The sequence below is a fragment of the Streptomyces endophyticus genome, assembly GCF_035798155.1.
GTDB lineage: Bacteria > Actinomycetota > Actinomycetes > Streptomycetales > Streptomycetaceae > Streptomyces > Streptomyces endophyticus.
This window is the reverse complement of record NZ_JAOZYC010000123.1, coordinates 65868-87322: the sequence shown is the minus strand read 5'-3', so window position 1 is coordinate 87322 and position 21455 is coordinate 65868. Positions and strand designations below refer to the sequence as shown.

Annotated in this window: 20 protein-coding genes and 1 riboswitch; of the genes, 10 read left to right on the top strand and 10 right to left on the bottom strand. The window is 70.8% G+C overall.

Features of this window, described 5'->3' with window-relative positions:
* Window positions 1-40 precede the first annotated feature (40 nt).
* From OKJ99_RS20335 to otsB, 3 genes are all read left to right on the top strand, one after another.
* The gene (locus OKJ99_RS20335) at window positions 41-1309 is read left to right on the top strand and encodes an ABC transporter substrate-binding protein (protein ID WP_326018298.1); all 1269 of its coding nucleotides are present in this window, start codon (window positions 41-43) and stop codon (window positions 1307-1309) included.
* A gap of 10 nt (window positions 1310-1319) precedes the next feature.
* On the top strand, window positions 1320-1547 hold the full coding sequence (locus tag OKJ99_RS20330; protein ID WP_326018296.1) for a DUF3263 domain-containing protein: 228 nt from the start codon (window positions 1320-1322) through the stop codon (window positions 1545-1547).
* Between the two features lie 153 nt (window positions 1548-1700).
* Window positions 1701-2531 (top strand): trehalose-phosphatase, encoded by an 831-nt coding sequence (gene otsB, locus OKJ99_RS20325; protein WP_326018294.1) that lies wholly within the window; start codon window positions 1701-1703, stop codon window positions 2529-2531.
* Here the strand turns inward: otsB and OKJ99_RS20320 are convergent.
* The 3 genes from OKJ99_RS20320 to OKJ99_RS20310 all read right to left on the bottom strand — a co-directional run bounded on the left by OKJ99_RS20320 (window position 2508) and on the right by OKJ99_RS20310 (window position 6750).
* The gene (locus tag OKJ99_RS20320) at window positions 2508-3893 is read right to left on the bottom strand and encodes an alpha,alpha-trehalose-phosphate synthase (UDP-forming) (RefSeq protein WP_326018292.1); all 1386 of its coding nucleotides are present in this window, start codon (window positions 3891-3893) and stop codon (window positions 2508-2510) included. The two genes, otsB and OKJ99_RS20320, sit on opposite strands and share 24 nt — an antisense overlap.
* A gap of 86 nt (window positions 3894-3979) precedes the next feature.
* Window positions 3980-5764, bottom strand: coding sequence for a DUF7927 domain-containing protein (locus tag OKJ99_RS20315; RefSeq protein WP_326018290.1), 1785 nt, complete (start codon window positions 5762-5764; stop codon window positions 3980-3982).
* A gap of 38 nt (window positions 5765-5802) precedes the next feature.
* Window positions 5803-6750 carry a glucosyl-3-phosphoglycerate synthase gene (locus tag OKJ99_RS20310; protein WP_326018288.1) on the bottom strand — a complete coding sequence of 316 codons (948 nt, stop codon included), beginning with the start codon at window positions 6748-6750 and terminating at the stop codon, window positions 5803-5805.
* Between the two features lie 161 nt (window positions 6751-6911).
* A riboswitch (SAM riboswitch) is annotated at window positions 6912-7067 on the top strand.
* 18 nt (window positions 7068-7085) lie between these two features.
* Here OKJ99_RS20310 and thrC point away from each other — a divergent pair.
* The 4 genes from thrC (at window position 7086) to groL (ending at window position 11280) form a co-directional block, all read left to right on the top strand.
* Entirely contained in the window at window positions 7086-8384 is a 1299-nt protein-coding gene (gene thrC / locus OKJ99_RS20305) for a threonine synthase (RefSeq protein WP_326018286.1), read from the top strand.
* 36 nt (window positions 8385-8420) lie between these two features.
* Window positions 8421-8696 (top strand): ubiquitin-like small modifier protein 1, encoded by a 276-nt coding sequence (locus OKJ99_RS20300; protein WP_326018284.1) that lies wholly within the window; start codon window positions 8421-8423, stop codon window positions 8694-8696.
* Window positions 8697-9126: 430 nt separating this feature from the next.
* Window positions 9127-9333, top strand: a complete 207-nt coding sequence (locus OKJ99_RS20295) for a cold-shock protein (protein ID WP_030576453.1) — start codon at window positions 9127-9129, stop codon at window positions 9331-9333.
* A 321-nt stretch (window positions 9334-9654) separates the two neighbouring features.
* Window positions 9655-11280: a chaperonin GroEL gene (gene groL / locus OKJ99_RS20290; RefSeq protein WP_326018281.1), complete on the top strand. Its 1626-nt coding sequence runs from the start codon at window positions 9655-9657 to the stop codon at window positions 11278-11280.
* A gap of 239 nt (window positions 11281-11519) precedes the next feature.
* Here the strand turns inward: groL and OKJ99_RS20285 are convergent, their stop codons facing one another.
* From OKJ99_RS20285 to OKJ99_RS20270, 4 genes are all read right to left on the bottom strand, one after another.
* Window positions 11520-11807, bottom strand: a complete 288-nt coding sequence (locus OKJ99_RS20285) for a hypothetical protein (RefSeq protein WP_326018279.1) — start codon at window positions 11805-11807, stop codon at window positions 11520-11522.
* 45 nt (window positions 11808-11852) lie between these two features.
* The gene (locus OKJ99_RS20280) at window positions 11853-13394 is read right to left on the bottom strand and encodes a PTS transporter subunit EIIC (RefSeq protein WP_326018277.1); all 1542 of its coding nucleotides are present in this window, start codon (window positions 13392-13394) and stop codon (window positions 11853-11855) included.
* A 48-nt stretch (window positions 13395-13442) separates the two neighbouring features.
* Window positions 13443-14390 (bottom strand): N-acetylmuramic acid 6-phosphate etherase, encoded by a 948-nt coding sequence (gene murQ / locus OKJ99_RS20275; protein WP_326018276.1) that lies wholly within the window; start codon window positions 14388-14390, stop codon window positions 13443-13445.
* Between the two features lie 224 nt (window positions 14391-14614).
* Complete coding sequence (locus OKJ99_RS20270) at window positions 14615-15544, bottom strand: MurR/RpiR family transcriptional regulator (protein WP_326018275.1); 930 nt, start codon at window positions 15542-15544, stop codon at window positions 14615-14617.
* 75 nt (window positions 15545-15619) lie between these two features.
* Between OKJ99_RS20270 and OKJ99_RS20265 the strand changes: the two genes are divergently transcribed.
* Both OKJ99_RS20265 and OKJ99_RS20260 read left to right on the top strand, forming a co-directional pair.
* On the top strand, window positions 15620-16000 hold the full coding sequence (locus OKJ99_RS20265) for a hypothetical protein (protein ID WP_326018273.1): 381 nt from the start codon (window positions 15620-15622) through the stop codon (window positions 15998-16000).
* Window positions 15997-16257, top strand: a complete 261-nt coding sequence (locus tag OKJ99_RS20260) for a DUF4031 domain-containing protein (RefSeq protein ID WP_326018271.1) — start codon at window positions 15997-15999, stop codon at window positions 16255-16257. The genes OKJ99_RS20265 and OKJ99_RS20260 overlap by 4 nt, the downstream gene beginning before the upstream one ends.
* Before the next feature lie 31 nt (window positions 16258-16288).
* Here the strand turns inward: OKJ99_RS20260 and OKJ99_RS20255 are convergent, their stop codons facing one another.
* Both OKJ99_RS20255 and OKJ99_RS20250 read right to left on the bottom strand, forming a co-directional pair.
* Window positions 16289-17521, bottom strand: coding sequence for a Cmx/CmrA family chloramphenicol efflux MFS transporter (locus OKJ99_RS20255; protein ID WP_326018269.1), 1233 nt, complete (start codon window positions 17519-17521; stop codon window positions 16289-16291).
* Between the two features lie 108 nt (window positions 17522-17629).
* A complete protein-coding gene (locus OKJ99_RS20250) occupies window positions 17630-18286 on the bottom strand; it encodes an HD domain-containing protein (protein ID WP_326018267.1) in 657 nt (218 codons plus the stop codon).
* A gap of 358 nt (window positions 18287-18644) precedes the next feature.
* Here OKJ99_RS20250 and OKJ99_RS20245 point away from each other — a divergent pair, with 358 nt between their 5' ends.
* Window positions 18645-20609 carry a HelD family protein gene (locus OKJ99_RS20245; RefSeq protein ID WP_326018323.1) on the top strand — a complete coding sequence of 655 codons (1965 nt, stop codon included), beginning with the start codon at window positions 18645-18647 and terminating at the stop codon, window positions 20607-20609.
* 126 nt (window positions 20610-20735) lie between these two features.
* Here the strand turns inward: OKJ99_RS20245 and OKJ99_RS20240 are convergent, their stop codons facing one another.
* Window positions 20736-21431, bottom strand: coding sequence for a copper homeostasis protein CutC (locus OKJ99_RS20240; protein ID WP_326018265.1), 696 nt, complete (start codon window positions 21429-21431; stop codon window positions 20736-20738).
* Between the last annotated feature and the right edge of the window lie 24 nt (window positions 21432-21455).

Here is a 21455-nt window from a genome sequence, read left to right as displayed (position 1 = left end):
GGACAGGCCTGTGGCGCGAGGGACACGTTGGAGTGCGGCAGTGCGCAAGGGGAGGACGGCTCTGACCGTGGCGGCCGCGCTCGGGGTGGTGGCCGCGTCGTCGCTGCTCACCGCCTGTGGAAGCGGCGGCTCCGACGCCGTCACGCTGAAGCTGGTCGCGGCCGACTACGGCGACTCCGAGGCCAACGGCTCGCAGAAGTACTGGGACGACCTCGCCGCCGGCTTCGAGAAGCAGCACCCGAACATCAAGGTCGACGTCGACGTCCACTCCTGGGACGTCGTCGACAAGAAGGTCAAGGACATGGTCGCCGCGGGCCACGCGCCCGACATGGCGCAGATCGGCGCGTACGCCGACTACGCCGCGGCGGGCAAGCTGTACTCCGTCGACAAGCTGCTTTCCGTGCCGGTCCAGGCCGATTTCGTCGGCCAGATGAGCCAGGCGGGGGAGATCAAGGGCGCGCAGTACGGCATGCCGTTCGCCGCCTCCACGCGCCGCCTCTTCTACAACAAGAAGCTCTTCACCCAGGCGGGCATCACGCCGCCGAAGACCTGGGCCGACCTCGTGTCCGACGCCAAGGCGCTCAAGGCGCAGGGCGTGCGCTACCCCTTCGCACTGCCGCTCGGCACGGAAGAGGCGCAGGCCGAGACGCTGATCTGGATGCTCAGCAACGGCGGCGGCTACACCGACAACGTCGGCAGCTACGCCCTCGACGACAAGAAGAACGTCGAGGCCATGTCCTGGCTCAAGAACAACCTGGTCACCAAGGGCCTCACCGGCCCGACCGCCCCCGGCGAGCTCAACCGCACCCCCGCCTTCCAGGCCTTCGCCAAGGGCCAGGTCGGCATGTTGTCCGGCCACCCCACGCTGATGAACATGGCCAAGTCGAAGGGCGTCTCCTACGGCGACGTGGCGATCCCCGGACCCGACGGCACGCCCAGGTCCACGATGGGCGTCACCGACTGGATGATGGCGTTCAAGCAGGGCGGCCACCCCAAGGAGACCGGGGCGTTCCTCGACTACGCCTACAACAAGAAGAACGTCCTCGACTTCTCCCGCAAGTACACCGTCGCGCCGGTGACGGTCTCCGCGTCGAACGCCATGACGTCCTCGCCCAAGGACAAGGCCCTGCGCCCGTTCATCGACGAACTCGCGGGCGCCACGTACTACCCGGCCAACAAGACGTCCTGGCCCGAGGTCAGCGCCGAGATCAAGAAGCAGATCGGCTCCACCGTGACGCCGCAGGGCAGCGCGGCGGGCACCCTCGGCGCGATCCAGAACGACGCGGCGGCCGCGGAGTCCGCGGAGTAGCGTGACGCGCATGGATCCTCTCGGTGACCGCGAGCGCGCGGTGCTCACGTTCGAGGGCCGCGGTTGGCCCTCGCCGGGCGCCAAGGAGCGGGCGATCCGCGAGGAGTTGGACCTGGCGCCGGTCCGCTACTACCAGCTCCTGAACGCGCTCCTCGACGACGCCAGGGCCCTGGAATTCGCCCCGGTCACGGTGAACCGCCTGCGCCGCGTCCGGGAGGCACGGCGCCGTGAGCGCTAGCCCCACCCGTGGCTGGGCTTGGGGCTCTGCCCCATACCCCGCTGGCTCTCGTCCAAGAGCGGGGCTTGAAATATCAAGCCCCGCCGGCGATTGAGGCGCGGGGTCCGGGGCAGAGCCCCGTGACGTAGGGATGGCACGGCTATCGTCGACGGCATGGTCAGGAACGAGCACGCTCCCCGGACGACCGCCGGCCGCGACGGCCTGGCTAAGATCATCGCCCGCCCCGAGCGGAGCGTGATCGCCATCGACTTCGACGGCACCCTCGCCCCCATCGTCCCGGACCCCGAGCAGGCCCGCGCCCACCCCGACGTGGTCCCGGCCCTCGCCGCCCTCGCCCCGAAGGTCGCCGCGATCGCGGTCATCACGGGCCGCCCGGCGAGCGTCGCGGTCCGCCACGGCGGCTTCGCGGGCGTCCCCGGCCTGGAACACCTCGTCGTCCTCGGGCACTACGGCTCCGAACGCTGGGACGCCGTCACCGGCACGGTCAGCGCCCCCGCCCCGCACCCGGGCGTGGCCACCGTCCGCGCCGAACTCCCCGGCGTACTCGCCGAGTCGAACCTCTGGCACGACACGTACATCGAGGAGAAGGGCCGCGCCGTCGCGGTCCACACGCGCCGCGCGCACGACCCGCAAGCGGCCTTCGACACCCTCCGCGAGCCGCTGTCGGAACTCGCCGCCCGGCACGGCCTGATCGTGGAGCCGGGCCGCCTGGTCCTGGAGCTGCGCCCGCCCGGCGTCGACAAGGGCGCGGCGCTCACCGAGTACGTACGGGAGGTGGGCGCGGAGTCCGTCCTCTACGCGGGCGACGACCTCGGCGACCTCCCGGCCTTCGCGGCGGTGGAGAAGCTGCGCTCCGACGGCATGCCGGGCCTCCTGGTGGCGGCGGACACGGTCGTGCCCGAACTCGCCGACAGGGCCGACCTGTTGGTGGAGGGCCCCGCGGACCTGGCCGCCTTCCTCTCAGCCCTGGCGCAGCGCCTCTAGCTGGCCGAGGAACCACGCCCCCGGCGGCAGCGCCGTCGCCGCGGCGGCGAGCCGCTTTGTGCGCTCCGCCCGCTCGTCCCACGGCATGGCGAGCGCCTCCGCGAGGGCCCGTGAAGTCCCGCTCACGTCATAGGGGTTGACGGTCAGCGCGTCCTCGGCCAGCTCCTCGTACGCCCCCGCCTCCCGCGAGAGCACCAGCACGCACCCGTCGTCGGAGACGACCGGTACCTCCTTGGCGACCAGGTTCATCCCGTCCCGGATCGGGTTCACCAGGGCCACGTCGGCGATCCGGTACGCGGCGAGCGAGCGCGCGAAGTCGTCCTTCACGTGGAGCACGACCGGTGTCCAACCCTCCGTACCGAAGCGGGAGTTGATGGCCCCGGCGACCCGAGCCACCTCGTCCGTGTAATCCCGGTACACGGCCAGGTCCTGCCGCGACGGATAGGCGAACGCGACGTGCACGACCCGCTCCCGCCACTCCGGTGAGGACTCCAGCAGCAGCTCGTACGCCTGGAGCCCCCGCACGATGTTCTTCGACAGCTCGGTACGGTCCACCCGCACGATGACCTTGCGGTCCGCGCCGATCTGCGCGCGCAGCGCCGCGAGCCGTTCCTCCACGTCGTCACGGTGCGCGCGCTCGCGCAGGAAGTCCGCGTCCGCGCCGAGCCCGTGCACCCCGATCCGGGTCCCGGACGTGCCGCCGACGAGATGCGTACAGCAGTCGGTGAAGGCGTCCGCCCAGCGCCGGGTCAGGAACGCACAGCGGTCGGCTCCGAGCATGCCCCTGAGCACCTGCTCGGCGATGTCGTCGGGCAGCATCCGGAAGTAGTCGACGGGCGCCCAGGGCGTGTGCGAGAAGTGCCCGATCCGCAGGTCGCCGCGGAGTTCGCGGAGCATCCCCGGCACCAGCGCCAGGTGATAGTCCTGCACGACCACCGTCGCGCCCGGCGCCGCCTCCTCGGCGAGCGCCTCGGCGAAGGCCCGGTTGTACGCCTCGTAGGACGCCCACTGCCTGCGGAACTCCGGGCCGAACGCGGGCTCCAGGGGTGTCTGGTACAGCATGTGGTGCACGAACCACAGCACCGAGTTCGCGATCCCGTTGTACGCGTCCGCGTGCACCTCGGCGTCGATGTCCAGCATCCGCACTCCCGGCTCGGCGACCCCGCGCCGCACCGCCTCCCGGTCGCCCTCGCTCAGCGCCGAGCACACCCAGAGCTTGTCCTCGACGACGCTCAGCGCCGACACCAGACCGCCCCCGCCACGCTTCGCCGCGATCCCTCCCGCGTCGTCGAGGACGTACGAGACCGGGCCGCGGTTGGACGCGACGAGAACCTCAGCAGCACCATGCGTCGTGGAACTCATACGGGCACGCTAGCCCGGCCCGGAAACGTTCAAACGTAAGGCCGGGCCCCGACGGGGCCCGGCCGTATACGACACCTGCGGCGGGGTCAGTCCTTGCGGCCGCGGACGGCGGCGAGGATCAGCGCGCCGAGCCCGCACAGGGTGATGGCGAGCCCGGCGTACAGCGGCAGCTGCGAGCCGGTGCCGGTCTCGGCCATCTCGCCGGCGCTCGGCGGGTTCGGCGGGGTGGGCCGGGCCTGCGGGCTCTGGCTGCCCGTCGACGGGGTCGGCGAGGGCTTGGGAGTCGGCGAGGGGCTGCTCGACGACGGCGACGGCGCAGGCGCTTGCCGCTCGATGGTGGGCGCGATGCCGCACCGCGCGTCCGTGGAGCCCGCCTCGCAGTTGGTGCGCGGGGTGTCGGCGGTGATGCTGTTCGTGAGCTTGCCGTCGCCGCTCACCGGGTCGTCGACCTGCACGGAGTAGGTGACGGTCGCGGTCTGTCCGGCCGGGATGTCACCGGTGAAGTTGATCTTCGGCTCGGTGTAGGAGACGTCCCCGATGCTCGCCTGCGCGTCGTCGTTGTACGTCGCGTCGTCGAGGTTCTCGGTGAGGTCGTCGGTGAACTTGGCGTTGGGGTACGGCAGTCGGCTGACGTTCTTCGCCTTCACCGTGTACGTGACCGTGTCGCCGGGCCGCACCTTCGCGGGGCTCGCCGTCTTGGAGATCTCCAGGTCGGGCACCGGGACGGACAGGGCGAGCGCCGAGGGGACGTAGGTGTCGCCCTTGGTGGAGAAGTCGAGCGTGGTGGAGGTCGAGCCGACCGGGATCGGCTCGGCCCCGGCGGCCCGCGTGGAGCCGCCGCCCGTGACGTCGAACTCCTTCGCGTCGATGCTCAGGTTGTTGATCATCTTCGGGTCGAGGGCGCCGTCGTCCTCGGAGATGAAGAAGTTGTTGGTGTTGCCGGTGTGCGCCTCGGGGATGTTCTGGCCGCCGACCGCGAACCTGTCGCCCGGCGTGTTCCAGTCGCCCTCGTACGCGGTGACGCTGGCCCGCGGGGTGCCCGAGGTCCGGTAGAAGCCGTCCACGGTGACCCGGGTGGCCGGGGAGGTGGAGCGCTGCAGGACGTGGCCGCCGTAGATGTAGACGTTGCGGCGGTCCGGCGCGTAGGCGTCGTTCGGTCCTTCGTACTTGTAGACGACCGTCATCGACCAGCCGGCCACGCAGCCCTTGCCGGTCGGCGCCCAGATGTCACCGACCGAGACCGGCACCGGGGTGCCCGTGCCGGTGACCCCGTTGAACAGGTCGGTGACGTCGGCCTCGCCCGTGTAGTAGTGCGGGCCGTTGGTGGAGGCGGGGTCCTGGACCAGGTTCTCGGGGGAGACCTTGGTCGGGGCCGCGCCGTTCACGCCGACCGCGGGGGTCGCGTCCAGCGGGTCGCCGGGCGAGGGGTCCACATCGGCGCCGGAGATGTCGCAGCGCTTCAGCTGGGCCCCGCTCGGACCCTTGTACGTGCCGTCGTTGCCGCCGTAGAAGAGGCGGGCGTAGGCGACCTCGGCGCCGGGCGGGACGGTGACCCGGCCGGTGCTGGAGCCGTAGCCGTCCGTCGTCCCGGCGGTGTTGATCCGCTGCATGACGAAGGTGTTGTTGTTGTCCTTGCCCTCGCCGTTCGCGGCGACGGCGCAGCGCGCGGCCATGCTCGCGTCGTCCGTCGGGCAGCCCATGACCGTGTTGCCGATGGTCTTGAAGTCGCCGTAGATCGATTCGTCGTAGCGCTTGGCGAAGGGGGAGACCACATCCGCGGAGGCGGGAATCGGTGCCAGGCCCGTCAGGCAGGCGGCGAGGGCGGCTGTGACGGCACAGGCCGCCTTGCCCTTGAGATGTCTGAGCAGCATAAGGGGCAATTTAGGCAAAACATACGATTATGGGGCGGTTACGCCACGCGACGCTCCGCATACTCACCGATTTCGATCATCGGCGGGCGCTCCTCCGTGTCGACCGGGTGGGTGCGCGGCTCGAAGCCGTCCGCACCGCGCTCGAACTGCGTGAGCACCGGCCTGATGAGGTGCCCGCGGGCGAGGCGCAGCTGCGCGGTGCGGTAGATCGCCGCCGCCATCCTGCCCAGCGCCTGCCCGTCCTGGTGCCGGTGCTTGCGCACGCCGACGTCGACCTGGGCGAGCGCGTCCAGGCCCACGGTGTGCAGCGCGTCCACGAGCAGGCCGAGCTCCACGCCGTATCCGACGGGGAACGGGAGCCGTTCGAGCAGCGAGCGCCGGGCCGCGTACTCGCCGCCCAACGGCTGGACGAATCCGGCCAGTTGGGGCCAGTGCAGATTGAGGATCGGCCGCGCCATCAGCTCGGTCACCCGGCCGCCCTGCCCGGCGGCCCCGGCCAGCGGGCGGTCGTACATCGCCTTCACGAAGTCCACGCCCGGCTCGGTGAGCAGCGGCCCGACGATCCCGGAGACGAAGTCCGCGGAGAATTCCCTCAGATCGGCGTCGACGAAGCACACGATGTCACCGGAAGTGACGAACAGGGAGCGCCACAGCACCTCACCCTTGCCGGGCCTGACCGGGATCCGCGGCAGGATCGCGTCCCGGTGCTCGACGCGCGCCCCGGCCGCCGCCGCGACCTCGGAGGTGCGGTCGGTGGAGCCGGAGTCGATCACGACGAGCTCGTCGACGAGCGGCACCGCGTCCGTCATCAGCGTCCGCCGGATCTCGGAGACGATCTCGCCGACCGTCTCCTCCTCGTTCAGCGCGGGCAGTACGACACTCACCGTCTGTCCCGACGCGTGCTTGGCGGCGACCAACCGGTGCAAGGGGTGCTCCGTCACGGACCAGGAGCGCCTGTTCAGCCAGCGCTCGACCTCTTCCAGCACGGTCTGGGTTCCTTCCCTCAGGACCCTCATGTGATCCATCTCGCGGTTCGGACGACTATCTCAAGGGTCCGGGCCTTCGGTTACAGTCTTGAACAAGGCCGGTGACCATCGCATGTCGGGGGTCGCCTGCCGTACACAACTGAATCCACACAATCGAATACCGCTCATCCAGAGGGGCAGAGGGATACGGCCCGTTGAAGCCCCGGCAACCATCCAGCCGGTCTCGTACGACTGTCACTGTCGACGTCGCGAGGCTCCCGGCTCGGGAAGGTGCCAATTCCGTCTCGTGGCGAGATGCGTCGCGAGGAAGATGAGGAGAAAGGGCCTCGCCTCTCATGGCTGTACAGACTGTCGCCACCGAAACCGCCGTCGCCGTCGACCTGGGTCCGGCCTCCGGCCTCTCCTGCCGCGAGTGCGGCGCCGTCGTCCCGCTCGGCCCCGTCTTCGCCTGCGCCGAGTGTTTCGGTCCCCTGGAAGTCGCATACGACCTCCCCGTCGGTGACCCCGAGGCGCTCCGCAAGCAGATCGAGGCCGGCCCCGCCAACATCTGGCGTTACGCTCCGCTGCTGCCCGTCCCGGCCGACGTCGCCGAGAAGCCGAACCTGAACCCCGGCTGGACCAAGCTCGTCAAGGCCGACAACCTCGCCCGTGAACTCGGCGTCGAGCAGGGCAAGTTGTTCGTCAAGGACGACTCCGGCAACCCCACGCACTCCTTCAAGGACCGCGTCGTCGCGCAGGCCATCGAGGCCGCCCGCGCCTTCGGCTTCACCACGCTCTCCTGCTCCTCCACCGGCAACCTGGCCGGCGCCGTCGGCGCCGCGGCCGCCCGTGCCGGCTTCCGGTCCTGCGTGTTCATCCCGCACGACCTGGAGCAGGGCAAGGTCGTCATGGCCGGTGTCTACGGCGGTGACCTCGTCGCCATCGAGGGCAACTACGACGACGTGAACCGCTTCTGCTCCGAGCTCATCGGCGACCCGCTGGGCGAGGGCTGGGGCTTTGTGAACGTAAATCTCCGCCCGTACTACGGCGAGGGCTCCAAGACGCTCGCGTACGAGATCTGCGAGCAGCTCGGCTGGCAGCTCCCGGACCAGCTGGTCATCCCGATCGCGTCCGGCTCGCAGTTCACGAAGATCGACAAGGGGCTCAAGGAGCTCATCAAGCTCGGTCTCGTCGAGGACAAGCCCTACAAGCTCTTCGGCGCCCAGGCCGAGGGCTGCTCCCCGGTCTCCGTCGCCTACAAGGGCGGCCACGACGTGGTCCGCCCGCAGAAGCCGACGACCATCGCCAAGTCCCTCGCCATCGGCAACCCGGCCGACGGCCCGTACGTCCTCGACATCGCGCGCCGCACCGGCGGCGCCGTGGAGGACGTGAACGACGAGCAGGTCGTCGACGCGATCAAGCTGCTCGCGCAGACGGAGGGCGTCTTCGCCGAGACGGCGGGTGGCGTCACGCTGGGCGTCACGAAGAAGCTCATCGAGGCGGGCCAGATCGACCCGTCGCTCACCACCGTCGTCCTGAACACCGGTGACGGGCTCAAGACGCTGGACGCGGTTGCCGATTCCTCGCAGGCCACCGCCACCATCCGGCCGAGCCTGGACGCGTTCCGCGAAGCCGGCCTCGCCGCCGACCTCTGAGTCCGACCGACACTTGTAGCAACAGGAGTTACCGCCATGAGCGTCAACGTTCGTATCCCCACCATCCTGCGCACCTACACCGGCGGGCAGTCCGAGGTCGCGGCCGAGGGTGCCACCCTCGCCGACGTCATCGCCGACCTCGAGAAGAACCACACCGGCATCGCCGCCCGCGTCCTCGACGACCAGGGCAAGCTGCGCCGCTTCGTGAACGTCTACGTGAACGACGACGACGTCCGCTTCGAGCAGGGCCTCGAAACGGCGACGCCGGACGGCGCCGGTGTCTCGATCATTCCGGCCGTCGCCGGCGGCTGATCTTGTAGGTCCATACAGAGTTAACCGAATTGCCCCCTCCGCGAGAGAAGCGGAGGGGGCAATTCTGCATGGTTGAGCGCGGTACAGTTGGGGAAGCTGCTGCGTTTCTCCGCGCGGTGCATGACGGGCGCATATGAGTTCTCGCCCGCGGCCCGACAAGAAGTAGCCAAAGTGTCCAGCCCTTTCGGGCCTTTTACGGCATTTACGCGGCCCGACTTGCCCTGGAATCCGGTGAGTTGGCCCGGTTTCCCCGATCTGGTGTGCCCAGAATTCTCGTCCGATTGACCTGTTGCAGACGGCAGTCGGGCAGATACATTCAGCCGCGGTCGACGCGTTCCGGCGCACACCCCCATATCCCATGGGGCGTGAGGTCTGACCCGGGTCCGCGAAGTGCGGTCCTGCGCAAGGGCCAGTAATAGGGGAGTTAGGCATGGCTCAGGGCACCGTCAAGTGGTTCAACGCGGAGAAGGGGTACGGCTTCATCGCGGTCGACGGTGGTGCGGATGTTTTCGTCCACTACAGCGCGATTCAGATGGACGGCTACCGCACCCTCGAAGAGGGTCAGCGAGTTGAATTCGAGATCTCGCAGGGCCAGAAGGGGCCGCAGGCCGACATGGTCCGCGTGGCCGCCGGCTGAACGCGCGCGTCAGACTGCAAGCTTGCACGTCGCACGTCGTGGAGGGCTCGTCTCCCGGTTGACCGGGGGGCGGGCCCTTCGTGCTGCCCGGTTCGTGCTGCCCCGGGGACGTTCGCGTTCAGGAGAGCACCTTGCACTCGTGGGGGTCGAGTGCTAATCATTGGGCTTAGCACTCTCCGATGGAGAGTGACAGAACTTGGGTCGGGTCGGTGAGGTCCGCAGGCCGAGTGGGGCAAGGAACCACAAGGCTCGCAGGCCGTCCGTCGCGGGCGCCGGCACGATCCGTTTGCATTTCCACCCCGTCCGGGAGGACCACTTCACATGGCCAAGATCATCGCGTTCGACGAGGAGGCACGGCGCGGCCTCGAGCGCGGCATGAACCAGCTCGCCGACGCCGTCAAGGTGACCCTGGGCCCCAAGGGTCGCAACGTCGTCCTCGAGAAGAAGTGGGGCGCCCCCACGATCACCAACGATGGTGTGTCCATCGCCAAGGAGATCGAGCTCGAGGACCCGTACGAGAAGATCGGCGCCGAGCTGGTCAAGGAGGTCGCGAAGAAGACGGACGACGTCGCCGGTGACGGCACGACGACCGCGACCGTCCTGGCCCAGGCGCTCGTTCGCGAAGGCCTTCGCAACGTAGCCGCCGGCGCCAACCCGATGGCCCTCAAGCGCGGCATCGAGAAGGCCACCGAGGCAGTCTCCGCCGCCCTGCTCGAGCAGGCCAAGGAGGTGGAGACCAAGGAGCAGATCGCCTCCACCGCCTCCATCTCCGCCGCCGACACCCAGATCGGCGAGCTCATCGCCGAGGCCATGGACAAGGTCGGCAAGGAAGGCGTCATCACCGTCGAGGAGTCCCAGACCTTCGGTCTGGAGCTCGAGCTCACCGAGGGTATGCGCTTCGACAAGGGCTACATCTCGGCGTACTTCGCCACCGACATGGAGCGTATGGAGGCCTCGCTCGAGGACCCGTACATCCTGATCGTCAACTCGAAGATCGGCAACGTGAAGGACCTCCTTCCGCTGCTCGAGAAGGTCATGCAGTCCGGCAAGCCGCTGCTGATCATCGCCGAGGACGTCGAGGGCGAGGCCCTGTCGACCCTGGTCGTCAACAAGATCCGTGGCACCTTCAAGTCCGTCGCCGTCAAGGCCCCGGGCTTCGGTGACCGCCGCAAGGCCATGCTCGGCGACATCGCCATCCTCACGGGCGGCACCGTCATCTCCGAGGAGGTCGGCCTCAAGCTGGAGAACGCCGGTCTCGACCTGCTCGGTCGCGCCCGCAAGGTCGTCATCACCAAGGACGAGACGACGATCGTCGACGGCTCCGGTGAGAGCGACCAGGTCCAGGGTCGCGTCAACCAGATCCGTGCCGAGATCGAGAACAGCGACTCGGACTACGACCGCGAGAAGCTCCAGGAGCGCCTCGCCAAGCTTGCCGGCGGCGTGGCCGTCATCAAGGCGGGCGCGGCCACCGAGGTCGAGCTCAAGGAGCGCAAGCACCGCATCGAGGACGCCGTTCGCAACGCGAAGGCGGCCGTCGAAGAGGGCATCGTCGCCGGTGGTGGCGTGGCTCTCCTCCAGGCCTCCGCGGTGTTCGAGAAGCTGGAGCTCGAGGGTGACGAGGCGACCGGCGCCAACGCCGTGAAGCTCGCCCTGGAGGCCCCGCTCAAGCAGATCGCCGTCAACGGTGGTCTCGAGGGTGGCGTCGTCGTGGAGAAGGTGCGCAACCTGACCGTCGGTCACGGTCTGAACGCCGCCACGGGTGACTACGTCGACATGATCGCCGAAGGCATCATCGACCCCGCCAAGGTGACGCGCTCCGCGCTGCAGAACGCCGCGTCGATCGCCGCGCTGTTCCTCACCACCGAGGCCGTTATCGCCGACAAGCCGGAGAAGGCGGGCGCTGCGCCGGCCGGTGGCGGCATGCCGGGCGGTGACATGGACTTCTGAGCCGTCTCGGTTCAGGTCGTCCGTAACTCGAGGGCGGCACCGTCTCTTCGCGAGATGGTGCCGCCCTCGGGCGTTTTCGCCTGCCCAGCCGTGGTTGCGCTCTCGGGGCTCCGCCCCGGACCCCGCGCCTCAAACGCCGGCGGGGCTTGATAGATCAATCCGCCGCAGGGGCTTGATGGATCAAGCCCCTGCGGCGATTGAGCAGCGGGGTCCGGGGCGGAGCCCCGTGCGGGGGGCGTCTACGCGGCGTTCTCCTGGTAGGACTTCCAGGTGTCGCGGCCCGCGCGCGTGGCGCTGGTTGCTACTGCCTGGGCCTGGTGGAGGGCGCGGGTGGCCAGCTCGGAGGGCGGGACCTCCCAGGAGCCGGTCCAGCTGCGGCCCGCGCGGGCCAGTTCGTAGACGAGGACGCCGACCCCGGCCATCGCGGTGAGGGTGCCGACACCGGTGAGCGCCGCCCCCGCGGTCAGCCGGCGCCGGTCCGGGCGGAACTCGGTCCAGGAGATCTTCGAAAGGGTGCTGTCAGCCATGCGCTCAGGATGCGGGAGGGCGGGGCCCGCCGCATGTGGAGCGGGTCAGACCTTCGCGGGTTCCTTCGGTTCGGGGTCCGGGTCCAGGGCCGGGGCCGAAGGGCCTTCCTCGGCGCGGGCCTCGGGGGATTCGCCCGTGTTCACGTCCCGGTTGAACTCCAGCATCATCTCGTCGGTGAAGCCGAAGTAGTACGTCGCCAGGAAGCCGACGACGTAGCCGACGAGCAGGCCGCCCAGGTAGACCGCGCAGGTCAGCCCGAGTCCCTTGTTGCCGTCGAGGAGCGGGAACAAGGCCCAGCCGGACGGGCCGATGGCCGTCGAGCCGACCTGGGTGCCGAGCATCGAGAAGACGCCGATGAACGCGCCGCCCGCGGCGCCGCCGACGCACGCCGTGATGAAGGGGCGGCCGAGCGGCAGCGAGACACCGTAGATCAGGGGCTCACCGACGCCCAGGAAGCCCGCGGGGAGCGCCGACTTGATGGTCTTGCGGATCGACGTGTTGTGCTTGAGCTTCTTGAAGACGGCGATCGCCGCGCCGACCTGGCCCGCGCCCGCCATCGCCAGGATGGGCAGGAGGACGGTGTAGCCCTGCTGCTCGATCAGCGTGGTGTGGATGGGGATCAGGGCCTGGTGCAGGCCGAGCATCACCAGCGGGAGGAAGAGGCCGCCGAGGACCGCGCCGGCGAAGACGCCGGTGTTCTCCAGGAGCCAGTTGGCACCCGTGCCGATGGCGGTGGAGACCTCGCCCGCCACGAACATCAGGCCGAAGATCGTGACCAGGCCGGAGATCAGAACGGTGAGGGTGGGAGTGACCAGCACGTCGAGCGACTCGGGCACCCACTTGCGGCACCACTTCTCGATGTAGACCGCGAGCACCGCCGCGCCGAGCGCGCCGAGCACACCGCCCTGGCCGGGGGAGAGCTTGTGCCCGAACGCGGAGATTTCGGCGACGCCCGGGTAGACGATGATCGCCGCGACGGCACCGCCGATGATCGGCGTACCGCCGAACTCCTTGGCGGTGTTGTAGCCGACGAACACGGCGATCAGCGCCATGAAGCCGGAGGCGATCGCGGCGAGCGCCGGGGTGACCGACGGCAGCCAGCCCAGGTTGATCATCAGGCCGTTGAGGCCGGCGATGATGCCGCAGCCGATCAGCGCCGGGATCAACGGCACGAAGATGTTGGCGATCTTGCGCAGGAACAGCTTGAACGGGGTGGCGTTCTTCGCCTTCTGCTGCGCCTTGATCGCCGCGCCCTGGGAGGCGAGGTCGTCCGCGGAGGCGCCGGGCGAGGCGGGGGCGGGCGCCGGGGCGGCTGCCTTGCCCTCCTCCACCAGGGTCTCGAACTCGGGCGTGACCCGGGCGACCTTCCCCGGCCCGAGGACGATCTGGTACGTCTCGTCCTCGACGACGCCCATGACGTCGGGAAGCGCCTTGAGCGCCTCGTCCTGGACGAGCGAACGGTCCGCGAGACCCAGCCGGAGCCGGGTCATGCAGTGGACCACGGAGGTGACGTTCGCTGCGCCGCCGACGAGCGGGAGGATCGCGGCGGCGACGGCGCGGTTCTTGTTCTCGGTGTTATCGGCCATGGTGCGTCTTGCCTTGCTGTGCAGGTGGTGCTCGGGGATGGGCGGGGACTACTTGGTGGCGGCGGCCGCGAGCGCGGCGCGCAGGTGGCCGTCGGACTCCGTGAGGAGCCGGTCGGCGGTGGGGCCGTCGACGTCGCCGAGGACGACGAGGATGGCGTTCTTGACCTCGCCGTCGGTCGCGGCGAGCGCGGCCTCGATGGCGGCGTCGTCTGCGCCGGTGGCGAGGGAGACGATGCGGCGGGAGCGGGCCCGCAGCTTCTCGTTGGAGGCACGCACGTCGACCATGAGGTTTCCGTACGTCTTGCCGAGCCGGATCATGGAGATCGTCGACAGCATGTTGAGCACGAGCTTCTGGGCCGTGCCCGCCTTCAGGCGGGTGGATCCGGTGAGCAGCTCGGGGCCGACGACGACCTCGATGCCGTGGTCCGCGGCGCCGGCGAGCGCGCTGTCCGCGTTGCAGGACAGGCCGACGGTGAGCGCGCCGTAGCGGGCGCGGGCGTGCTCGACGGCGCCGATCGCGTACGGGGTGCGGCCCGAGGCCGAGATGCCGACGACGATGTCGTTCGCGGTGAGGTCGATGCCGTCCAGGTCGGCGGCCGCGAGCTCCTTGGAGTCCTCGGCGCCCTCGACGGCCTTGACCATGGCGGAGGGGCCGCCCGCGATCAGGCCGACGACCTGGCCGTCCCACGTGTTGAAGGTGGGCGGGCACTCGGAGGCGTCGAGGACGCCCATCCGGCCCGCGGTGCCGGCGCCCGCGTAGACGAGGCGGCCGCCGCGGGCCATGCGCTCGGCGATGCCGTCGATCGCGGCGGCGATCTGCGGGAGCTGGGCGGCGACGGCGGTGGGCACGGAGGCGTCCTCGCCGTTCATCAGCTTCGCGATCTCCTGCGTGGAGAGCTGGTCGATCTCGGCGAGTTCCGGGCGGAACGCCTCCGTCGTGAGCGTGTCGAGCTGGGCGCGGAGGTCGGCGTAGGGGGCGTCTGGGGTGGCGGTCATCGGGGGGCGGCTCTCTGTGTGGGCGGGAGGGTTCTGTTGCGGTGGGCCGGAGTTGCGGTCCCGGGGCGCTGCCCCGGACCCCGCTGCTCAATCGCCGCAGGGGCTTGATCCACCAAGCTCAGCGGGACTTGATCCATCAAGCTCGGCGGGGCTTGATCTATCAAGCCCCGCCGGCGATTGAGGCGCGGGGTCCGGGGCGGAGCCCCGTGGCGGTGCGGCGGGCATCACTGGCGGCCGCCCCGCGGAGCGGACCGGTGGCGGTGGGCCAGGGCCTCGTACGACGCGGAGAGCGCGGGCGCGGCCGTTTCGTAGGTGCGTTGGGCGATGCCCACGAAGAGGCAGTCCACGACCAGGAGCTGGCTGGTCCGGGAGGACATCGCCGCGGGGCGCAGCTCGCTCTCGCGGGCGATGGACGTGGTCAGTATGTGGTCGGCGTACTGGGAGACCGGGCTGCCGGGGCGGCCGGTGATCGCGATCGTGGTGGCGCCGCGCTCGAAGGCGACCCGCAGCGGTTCGATCACGTCGCCGGTGGTGCCGGAGTGGGTGATCGCCACCGCCACGTCCCCCGAGCGGAGCGTCACCGCGTTGTGGACGGCCAGGTGCGGGTCGGAGTGCGCGTACGCGTGCCGGCCGATGCGCAGCAGCTTCTGCGCGAGGTCCTGGGCCACGAGGCCGGAGGCCGCCATGCCGTAGATCTCGACGCGGCCCGCGCTCGCCATGGCGGTCACGGCGGCGCCGAGCTGCGTGGTGTCGAGTGCGGCGGCGGTGTCGGCGAGGGTCTGCTGCTCGTCGTAGGCGAGCTTGGCGACGACGTCGGTCAGCGGGTCGTCGACGGCGATGTCCGCGGTGACGGCGGGTGCCCGGCCCGACTGCTGCTGGGCGGCGAGCCCGGCGAGCGCCAGGCGCAGATCCCGGTAGCCGGGGTAGCCGAGGATGCGGGCGGTGCGGACCACCGTGGCCTCGCTGGTGCCGGTGAGCTCGGCGAGTCCGGTGACGGTCAGGGCGGCGCAGCCGGCCGGGTCCGCGGCGACCGCCTCGGCGACCCGCTGCATGGAGCGGGTCATGGACGGCGCGAGGGTGCGCACCTTGGCGGCGAGGGCGGCGGGTGCCGGCGGCGCGTCCCCCGCGAAACTTTCCTTCACGTCATTGCTCACGTAATGAAAGATATTTTCGGGAGGGGTCGGGGTCAAGAGTCCTTCGACCGTGCCGTATGGCACACAATTGGTTGCATGGACACCATCAGCCCCTTGGAGCAGGCCCTGCATGCGGCCCGCGCGCTCGTGCTCGCGGACCTGAAGGCGGGCGACGTCGCGGATTCGGACATCGTCTCGCTGGTGGAGGAGTCGATCGTCTCGCGGCGCTGGTGGGTGGAGCAGTGGCCGGAGGGGGTGGAGTTCGTGACCGGCCTCGTCGCCCAGGACGTCCAGGACGGGATCCTGGAGCGCCACGGCCGCTGGCCGCTGTGCCCGGTGTGCGGCCCCGGCTCGGGCGCGGAGGCCCCGCACGCGCTGGACGTCGAGCCGGAGCTGGGCGCGGACCCGCACTGGGTGTGCTCGGAGGCGGGCGTGACCGTGGCACCGGTCGGCGGCCTCGGGTCGGTGACGGGGTGACGGTCTACATAGACCCGCCGAACTGGCCGGGGCACGACCGCATGTGGTCGCACCTGGTCAGCGATGTCTCGTACGACGAACTCCACGCGTTCGCCGAGCGGTTGGGCGTTCCGCCGCGCGCCTTCGAGCGCGACCATTACGACCTCCCGTCGCACCGGTACGTGGACGCGGTGCGCGCGGGCGCGGTCGAGATCGGCTCGAAGGAACTGGTGCGCAGGCTTACGGAGGCGGGGCTGCGGAGGCGGAAGGGGCGGTGAAATCAAGCCCTGCAGGGGGTACCTCCCAGCGTTAGCTGGGGGAGTTTGAGGCGCGGGGTCCGGGGCGGAGCCCCGCGACGTCGGGCACGCTCCCGGAACCTGCGACGACCTTCGACCTCGCATGCCGGTGCAACCGCACCGACGCCACGGTCAACACGAGCGCCACCACCGTCATCGCGCCCCCGGCCCACGCCGTGGCCGGGTAACCGAGATCCGCGTCGATCACCGTGCCGCCGAGCCAGGGGCCACCCGTGTTGCCCAGGTTGAAGGCGGCGGTCGTGGTGGCGCCCGCCAGGGTGGGGGCGGCGCCCGCGACGTTGAACATCCGGGCGTTGAGGGCCGGTGCCGTGTAGAAGGCGGAGAAGCCGAGCAGGAACGACAGGGCCACCGCCGCGACCGCGAAGTGGCCGAGCACGGCGAGCGCCGCGAGGAAGACGGTGGACGCGGTGATGCCGGTCAGCAGGACCCCGAAGAGGTGCGCGTCGGCGATCCGCCCGCCGAGCGTCGTACCGGCGAGAGCGCCCAACCCGAACAGGGCGAGCACGGCGGGCACCCAGCTCTCGGGCAGGCCCGCGACGTCCGTCAGGAGCGGCGAGAGATAGCTGAACGCGCAGAAGACGCCGCCCGCGGCGAGCGCGGTGATGGCGATGGACAGCCACACCTGGCGGTCCGCGTAGATGCTCAACTCCCGCTTGAGCCGCGGCCGTTCGTCCGGCAGGGGGATCTTCGGCACGAGCGTCACGATGCCGACGAGAGCGATCGCGGAGGCGGCGGCCACCGCCCAGAACGCGGCGCGCCAGCCGAGCCCTTCGCCGAGGAACGCGCCGACCGGGACGCCGAGCACGTTCGCGATCGACAGGCCGCCGATCATCACGGCCATCGCGCGGGCCCGCTGGTTCACCGGCACCATCGCGATGGCGACCGCCGCGCCGACCGCCCAGAAGCCGGCGCAGGCGAGGGCCGAGACGACGCGGGAGGCGAACAGGATCGCGTAGGTCGGGGCGAGCGCGCCCGCGATCTGGCCCAGGCCGAACACCGTGATGAGCGAGATCAGGGTGGTCCGGCGCGGCAGGCGCAGCGTCGCCACCGCGAGCAGCGGGGCGCCGACCACCATGCCGATCGCGAAGGCCGAGATCAGCAGCCCGGCCTGCGGGATCGTGACGTCCATGTCGTCGGCGACCGCGGGGAGGATCCCGGAGAGCATGAACTCGCTGGTCCCGAGGGCGAAGACGCTGAGGCCGAGGATGTAGACGGCCAGGGGCATGCGGGTGTTCGAGCGGAGGTCTGTGGAGCCTGGGGAGTCTGGGCTGGACTGTGGGGACATGTAAGGAGCCAACCGGGACGTCACGGATGGCATTCCCGGACCGGCGGGTCAGGGAGTCAGCAGATCCAGCTCGGCGGTCAGGTTCTCGCGGGCCGCGGACTCCCAGTGGGACCGGCCGTGCGGGGTCCGGAACAGGCGTGGCAGGTCGAGGAGTTGGCGCAGGACCCCGGCCCGCCCCTCGCGGAACGCCTCGTCCGGCACGAAGGCGTACTCCGCGCGGACGGCCTTGGTGTACGCGGCGTAGGCGGGCGCGGGTGCGGCCAGGATCGCCAGGTCGGCATCGCACAGCGCCTCGCCGTCGGTGTCGTCCTCGGCCGGGTCGTGCGTGACGGTGAGAAGGACGAGGCGGACCACCTCGGCGATGTCCTCGGGACCCATCCCGGCCTCCGCCAGCGCGCGCTCGGCGAGGGCGGCGGAGCGCTCCTCGTTCTCCGAGCGGTCGGGCCGGTACACCGCGTCGTGGAACCAGGCCGCGAGCCGTACGAGCTCGGGCCGCTCCGCGTGCTCCTCCAGCACGTCGATGTGGTCGAGCACCGCCGTGAGGTGGTCGACCGTGTGGTACTTGCGCTGCGGCTCGGACCACCGGGCCAGGAGGTTGTCGGCGTACGGATACGGGTCGAGGTCCTTGTCCGCGGTTGCCGCGCGCAGGGTACGGGCCCAGCGTTCACGAAGATCCGGAGTGGCCGTGGAGTCGTGGTCCGTCATGGGGACGACCATAGGGCCTGTGGGCTTTGCCGGTATTTCAAGCCCCTGCGGCGTTTGAGCAGCGGGGTCCGGGGCGGAGCCCCGTGTCCGGGGGAGCGGCGGGCCGGAAACTCGTTGGATCCCGGCGCAAGCCGTCCCGTACACTCGCCGGTCTGCCCGCCTCCCTGTACCCGCCCCCACCGGCGGCCAGCCGGAGCGCCGCCGACCGGACGGAAACCGGCCGGGAACGTTGTACACGCGTACCTGGATCCGGAGGCAGAACCCCGTGAGCACGTCACCGCCGTCGTCCGCGCCCTCGACCTCACCGCTCGAGCGCGAGCGCACGCACCTGGTCTCGTCCCGTTCCGCCCTGCGCGCGATGCGTGAGGACGCGGAGGCGCTCGACATCCGCGACGTCACCGCGAACTGGGTGAACGCCGAGGTGCTGCAGCACCAGATCGACGAGCGGATCAAGGCGCTCGCCGACCTCAGCCACACCCCGCTGTTCTTCGGGCGCCTCGACTATCTGCACGCACCGGGCGCGGACGTCGCCGAGGGGGCCGAGGGCGAGAAGTTCTACATCGGCCGGCGGCACGTGCACGACGTCGAGGGCGACCCGATGGTGATCGACTGGCGTGCGCCCGTGTCCCAGCCGTTCTACCGGGCCTCCAAGAAGAACCCGATGGACGTCGCGCTGCGCCGCCGTTTCGGTTACACGGGCGGCGACCTCACCGCGTACGAGGACGAGCACCTCACCGACCCGACGGAGGCGGAGCAGACCAGCAAGCTGCTCCAGCAGGAGATCGAGCGGCCCCGTGTCGGCCCGATGCGCGACATCGTTGCCACCATTCAGCCGGAGCAGGACGAGATCGTCAGGAGCGGGCTCGCCGGGTCCGTGTGCGTGCAGGGCGGCCCAGGGACCGGGAAGACGGCCGTCGGCCTGCACCGAGTCGCGTATCTGCTGTACGCGCACCGGGAGCGCCTCGCCCGTACCGGGACGCTGGTCATCGGGCCGAACGCGTCCTTCCTCCACTACATCGAGCAGGTCCTGCCCGCGCTGGGCGAGCTGGAGGTCAAGCAGGCGACGGTGGACGACCTCGTCGCGCATGTGGAGGTGCGGGGCGTCGACGACCCCGCCGCCGCCCTGGTGAAGGGCGACGCGCGGATGGCCGAGGTGCTGCGGCGTGCCCTGCGCTCGCACATCACGCTGCCCGGCGAAGGGGTCGTGGTGGTGCGGGGCTCGCGCCGCTGGCGGGTTCCGTCGTACGAACTGGAGGAGATCGTACGGGAGTTGATGGCACGCGACATGCGGTACGGGGCCGCGCGCGAGGCCCTGCCGCAGCGGATCGCGCACGCCGTGCTCGTCCAGATGGAGCGCGCGGGCGAGGCGCCGGACGACCGGGTGCAGAACGCGGTGGCGCGCAATGCCGCAGTGAAGGCCGTGGTCAAGGAGGTCTGGCCGGCCGTCGACCCGGCGAAGCTGGTGCTGCGGCTGCTGTCGGACGGCGACTTCCTGGCCGAGCACGCGGAGGGGCTGCTCGACGACGAGGAGCAGAAGACCGTGCTGTGGGCGAAGCCGGCGCGGAGCGTGAAAAGCGTCAAGTGGGCCGCCGCGGACGCCGTGTTGATCGACGAGGCGCTCGATCTGATCGAGCGGACGCACTCGCTGGGCCATGTGGTGCTCGACGAGGCGCAGGACCTGTCGCCCATGCAGTACCGCGCCGTGGGACGGCGCGCCACGACCGGTTCGGTGACCGTCCTCGGGGACCTCGCGCAGGGTACGACGCCGTGGTCGACGCGGAGTTGGGACGAGGCGCTGCACCACCTCGGCAAGGCGGACGCGGTGGTGGAGGAGCTGACGGCGGGCTTCCGTGTGCCGACGGACGTCATCACGTACGCGTCCCTGCTGCTGCCGGACATCGCGCCGGGGCTCACGCCGGTGGAGTCGGTGCGGGAGAACCCGGGGGCGGTCGAGGTGCGGCCGGTGGCCGGGGCCGGGGACGTGGTGGCGGCGTGCGTCGAGGCGCTGCGGAACGAGGGCTCGGTCGGGCTCATCGCGGCGGACGCGCGGTGCGAGGCGCTCGGCGCGGCGCTGGCGGAGGCCGGGTTGGCGTATCTCGCCCCGGGCGAGGAGACGACCGCCGAGGCGCGCCTGACGCTGGTCCCGGCGTCGCTCGCCAAGGGCCTTGAGTACGACTACGTGGTCCTGGACGAGCCGGCCGCCGTGGTCGACGGGGAACCGGACGAGCGGACGGGCTTGCGGCGCCTGTACGTCTCGCTGACCCGCGCGGTATCGGGCCTCCTGGTAACCCACACGGCCCCGCTGCCAACGCAGTTGACCTAGCCGGGGTGACCGCCACCCGATTTGCCCCAGGCGGCGGGTGGGCAAATCAAGCCCCTGCGGCGATTGAGCAGCGGGGTCCGGGGCGGAGCCCCGTGGCGTAGGGACGGGGAGCCAGGGCCAAACGGACTACCCGTCCAACGCCTCCCGCCACACCCGCACCGCATCCGCGGAAACCGGCGCCGCCCACCCCGCGGGACGACTCGCCCCGCCGATGTGGAAGCCCGAGACCCCCGCCGCCCGCAACCCCGCCACATGGTCAAGGCGGAGCCCCCCGCCCACCAGGACCTGCTGCTCGTACCCGGGCTCGCCGGAGGCGGACCGCGCCGCCTCCGCGAGCAGGACGTCGAGCCCCGCGTCCACCCCGTCCGCCGAACCGGCGGTGAGGTACGTGTCGAGCCCCGGCAGATCGGCGAGCTGCTTGCGGAGCGCATCGCGGTCGGCGGCCCGGTCGATGGCCCGGTGGAACGTCCAGCGGCAGCCGTCAAGCTCGGCCACGAGCCGCTCGACGGCCGTGAGATCCGGCCCCCCGTGCTCGTCCAGGAACCCGAGCACGAACTCGTCCGCGCCCGCGGCCCGCAGCTCCCGGGCCCGCTCCACCAGGGCGGACACGTCCCCGGCGGCGAATCCGTCCGCGAGCCGCAGCATCACGCGCAGCCGGATGTCCACGGCGGCGCGGACCGCGGTGAACGTCTCCACCGACGGTGTCAGCCCGTCCGCGGCCATGTCGGTGACCAGCTCCAGGCGGTCCGCACCCCCGGCCTGGGCGGCGATCGCGTCCTCGGCGTCGAGGGCGATCACCTCCAGGACTGCTCGCTTGCTCATGAGGCTCCCGTCGCGACGGCCTGC

What these genes read in the sequence shown, in the direction of transcription:
- OKJ99_RS20265 (WP_326018273.1), top strand. Translation starts at nt 15,620, where the DNA reads ATGGACACCATCAGCCCCTTGGAGCAGGCCCTGCATGCGGCCCGCGCG.
- murQ (WP_326018276.1), bottom strand. Translation starts at nt 14,390, where the DNA reads ATGACCGCCACCCCAGACGCCCCCTACGCCGACCTCCGCGCCCAGCTC.
- OKJ99_RS20320 (WP_326018292.1), bottom strand. Translation starts at nt 3,893, where the DNA reads ATGAGTTCCACGACGCATGGTGCTGCTGAGGTTCTCGTCGCGTCCAAC.
- OKJ99_RS20285 (WP_326018279.1), bottom strand. Translation starts at nt 11,807, where the DNA reads ATGGCTGACAGCACCCTTTCGAAGATCTCCTGGACCGAGTTCCGCCCG.
- OKJ99_RS20280 (WP_326018277.1), bottom strand. Translation starts at nt 13,394, where the DNA reads ATGGCCGATAACACCGAGAACAAGAACCGCGCCGTCGCCGCCGCGATC.
- OKJ99_RS20295 (WP_030576453.1), top strand. Translation starts at nt 9,127, where the DNA reads ATGGCTCAGGGCACCGTCAAGTGGTTCAACGCGGAGAAGGGGTACGGC.
- OKJ99_RS20240 (WP_326018265.1), bottom strand. Translation starts at nt 21,431, where the DNA reads ATGAGCAAGCGAGCAGTCCTGGAGGTGATCGCCCTCGACGCCGAGGAC.
- OKJ99_RS20300 (WP_326018284.1), top strand. Translation starts at nt 8,421, where the DNA reads ATGAGCGTCAACGTTCGTATCCCCACCATCCTGCGCACCTACACCGGC.
- OKJ99_RS20245 (WP_326018323.1), top strand. Translation starts at nt 18,645, where the DNA reads ATGCGTGAGGACGCGGAGGCGCTCGACATCCGCGACGTCACCGCGAAC.
- OKJ99_RS20315 (WP_326018290.1), bottom strand. Translation starts at nt 5,764, where the DNA reads ATGCTGCTCAGACATCTCAAGGGCAAGGCGGCCTGTGCCGTCACAGCC.
- OKJ99_RS20330 (WP_326018296.1), top strand. Translation starts at nt 1,320, where the DNA reads ATGGATCCTCTCGGTGACCGCGAGCGCGCGGTGCTCACGTTCGAGGGC.
- OKJ99_RS20250 (WP_326018267.1), bottom strand. Translation starts at nt 18,286, where the DNA reads ATGACGGACCACGACTCCACGGCCACTCCGGATCTTCGTGAACGCTGG.
- groL (WP_326018281.1), top strand. Translation starts at nt 9,655, where the DNA reads ATGGCCAAGATCATCGCGTTCGACGAGGAGGCACGGCGCGGCCTCGAG.
- thrC (WP_326018286.1), top strand. Translation starts at nt 7,086, where the DNA reads ATGGCTGTACAGACTGTCGCCACCGAAACCGCCGTCGCCGTCGACCTG.
- OKJ99_RS20255 (WP_326018269.1), bottom strand. Translation starts at nt 17,521, where the DNA reads ATGCCCCTGGCCGTCTACATCCTCGGCCTCAGCGTCTTCGCCCTCGGG.
- otsB (WP_326018294.1), top strand. Translation starts at nt 1,701, where the DNA reads ATGGTCAGGAACGAGCACGCTCCCCGGACGACCGCCGGCCGCGACGGC.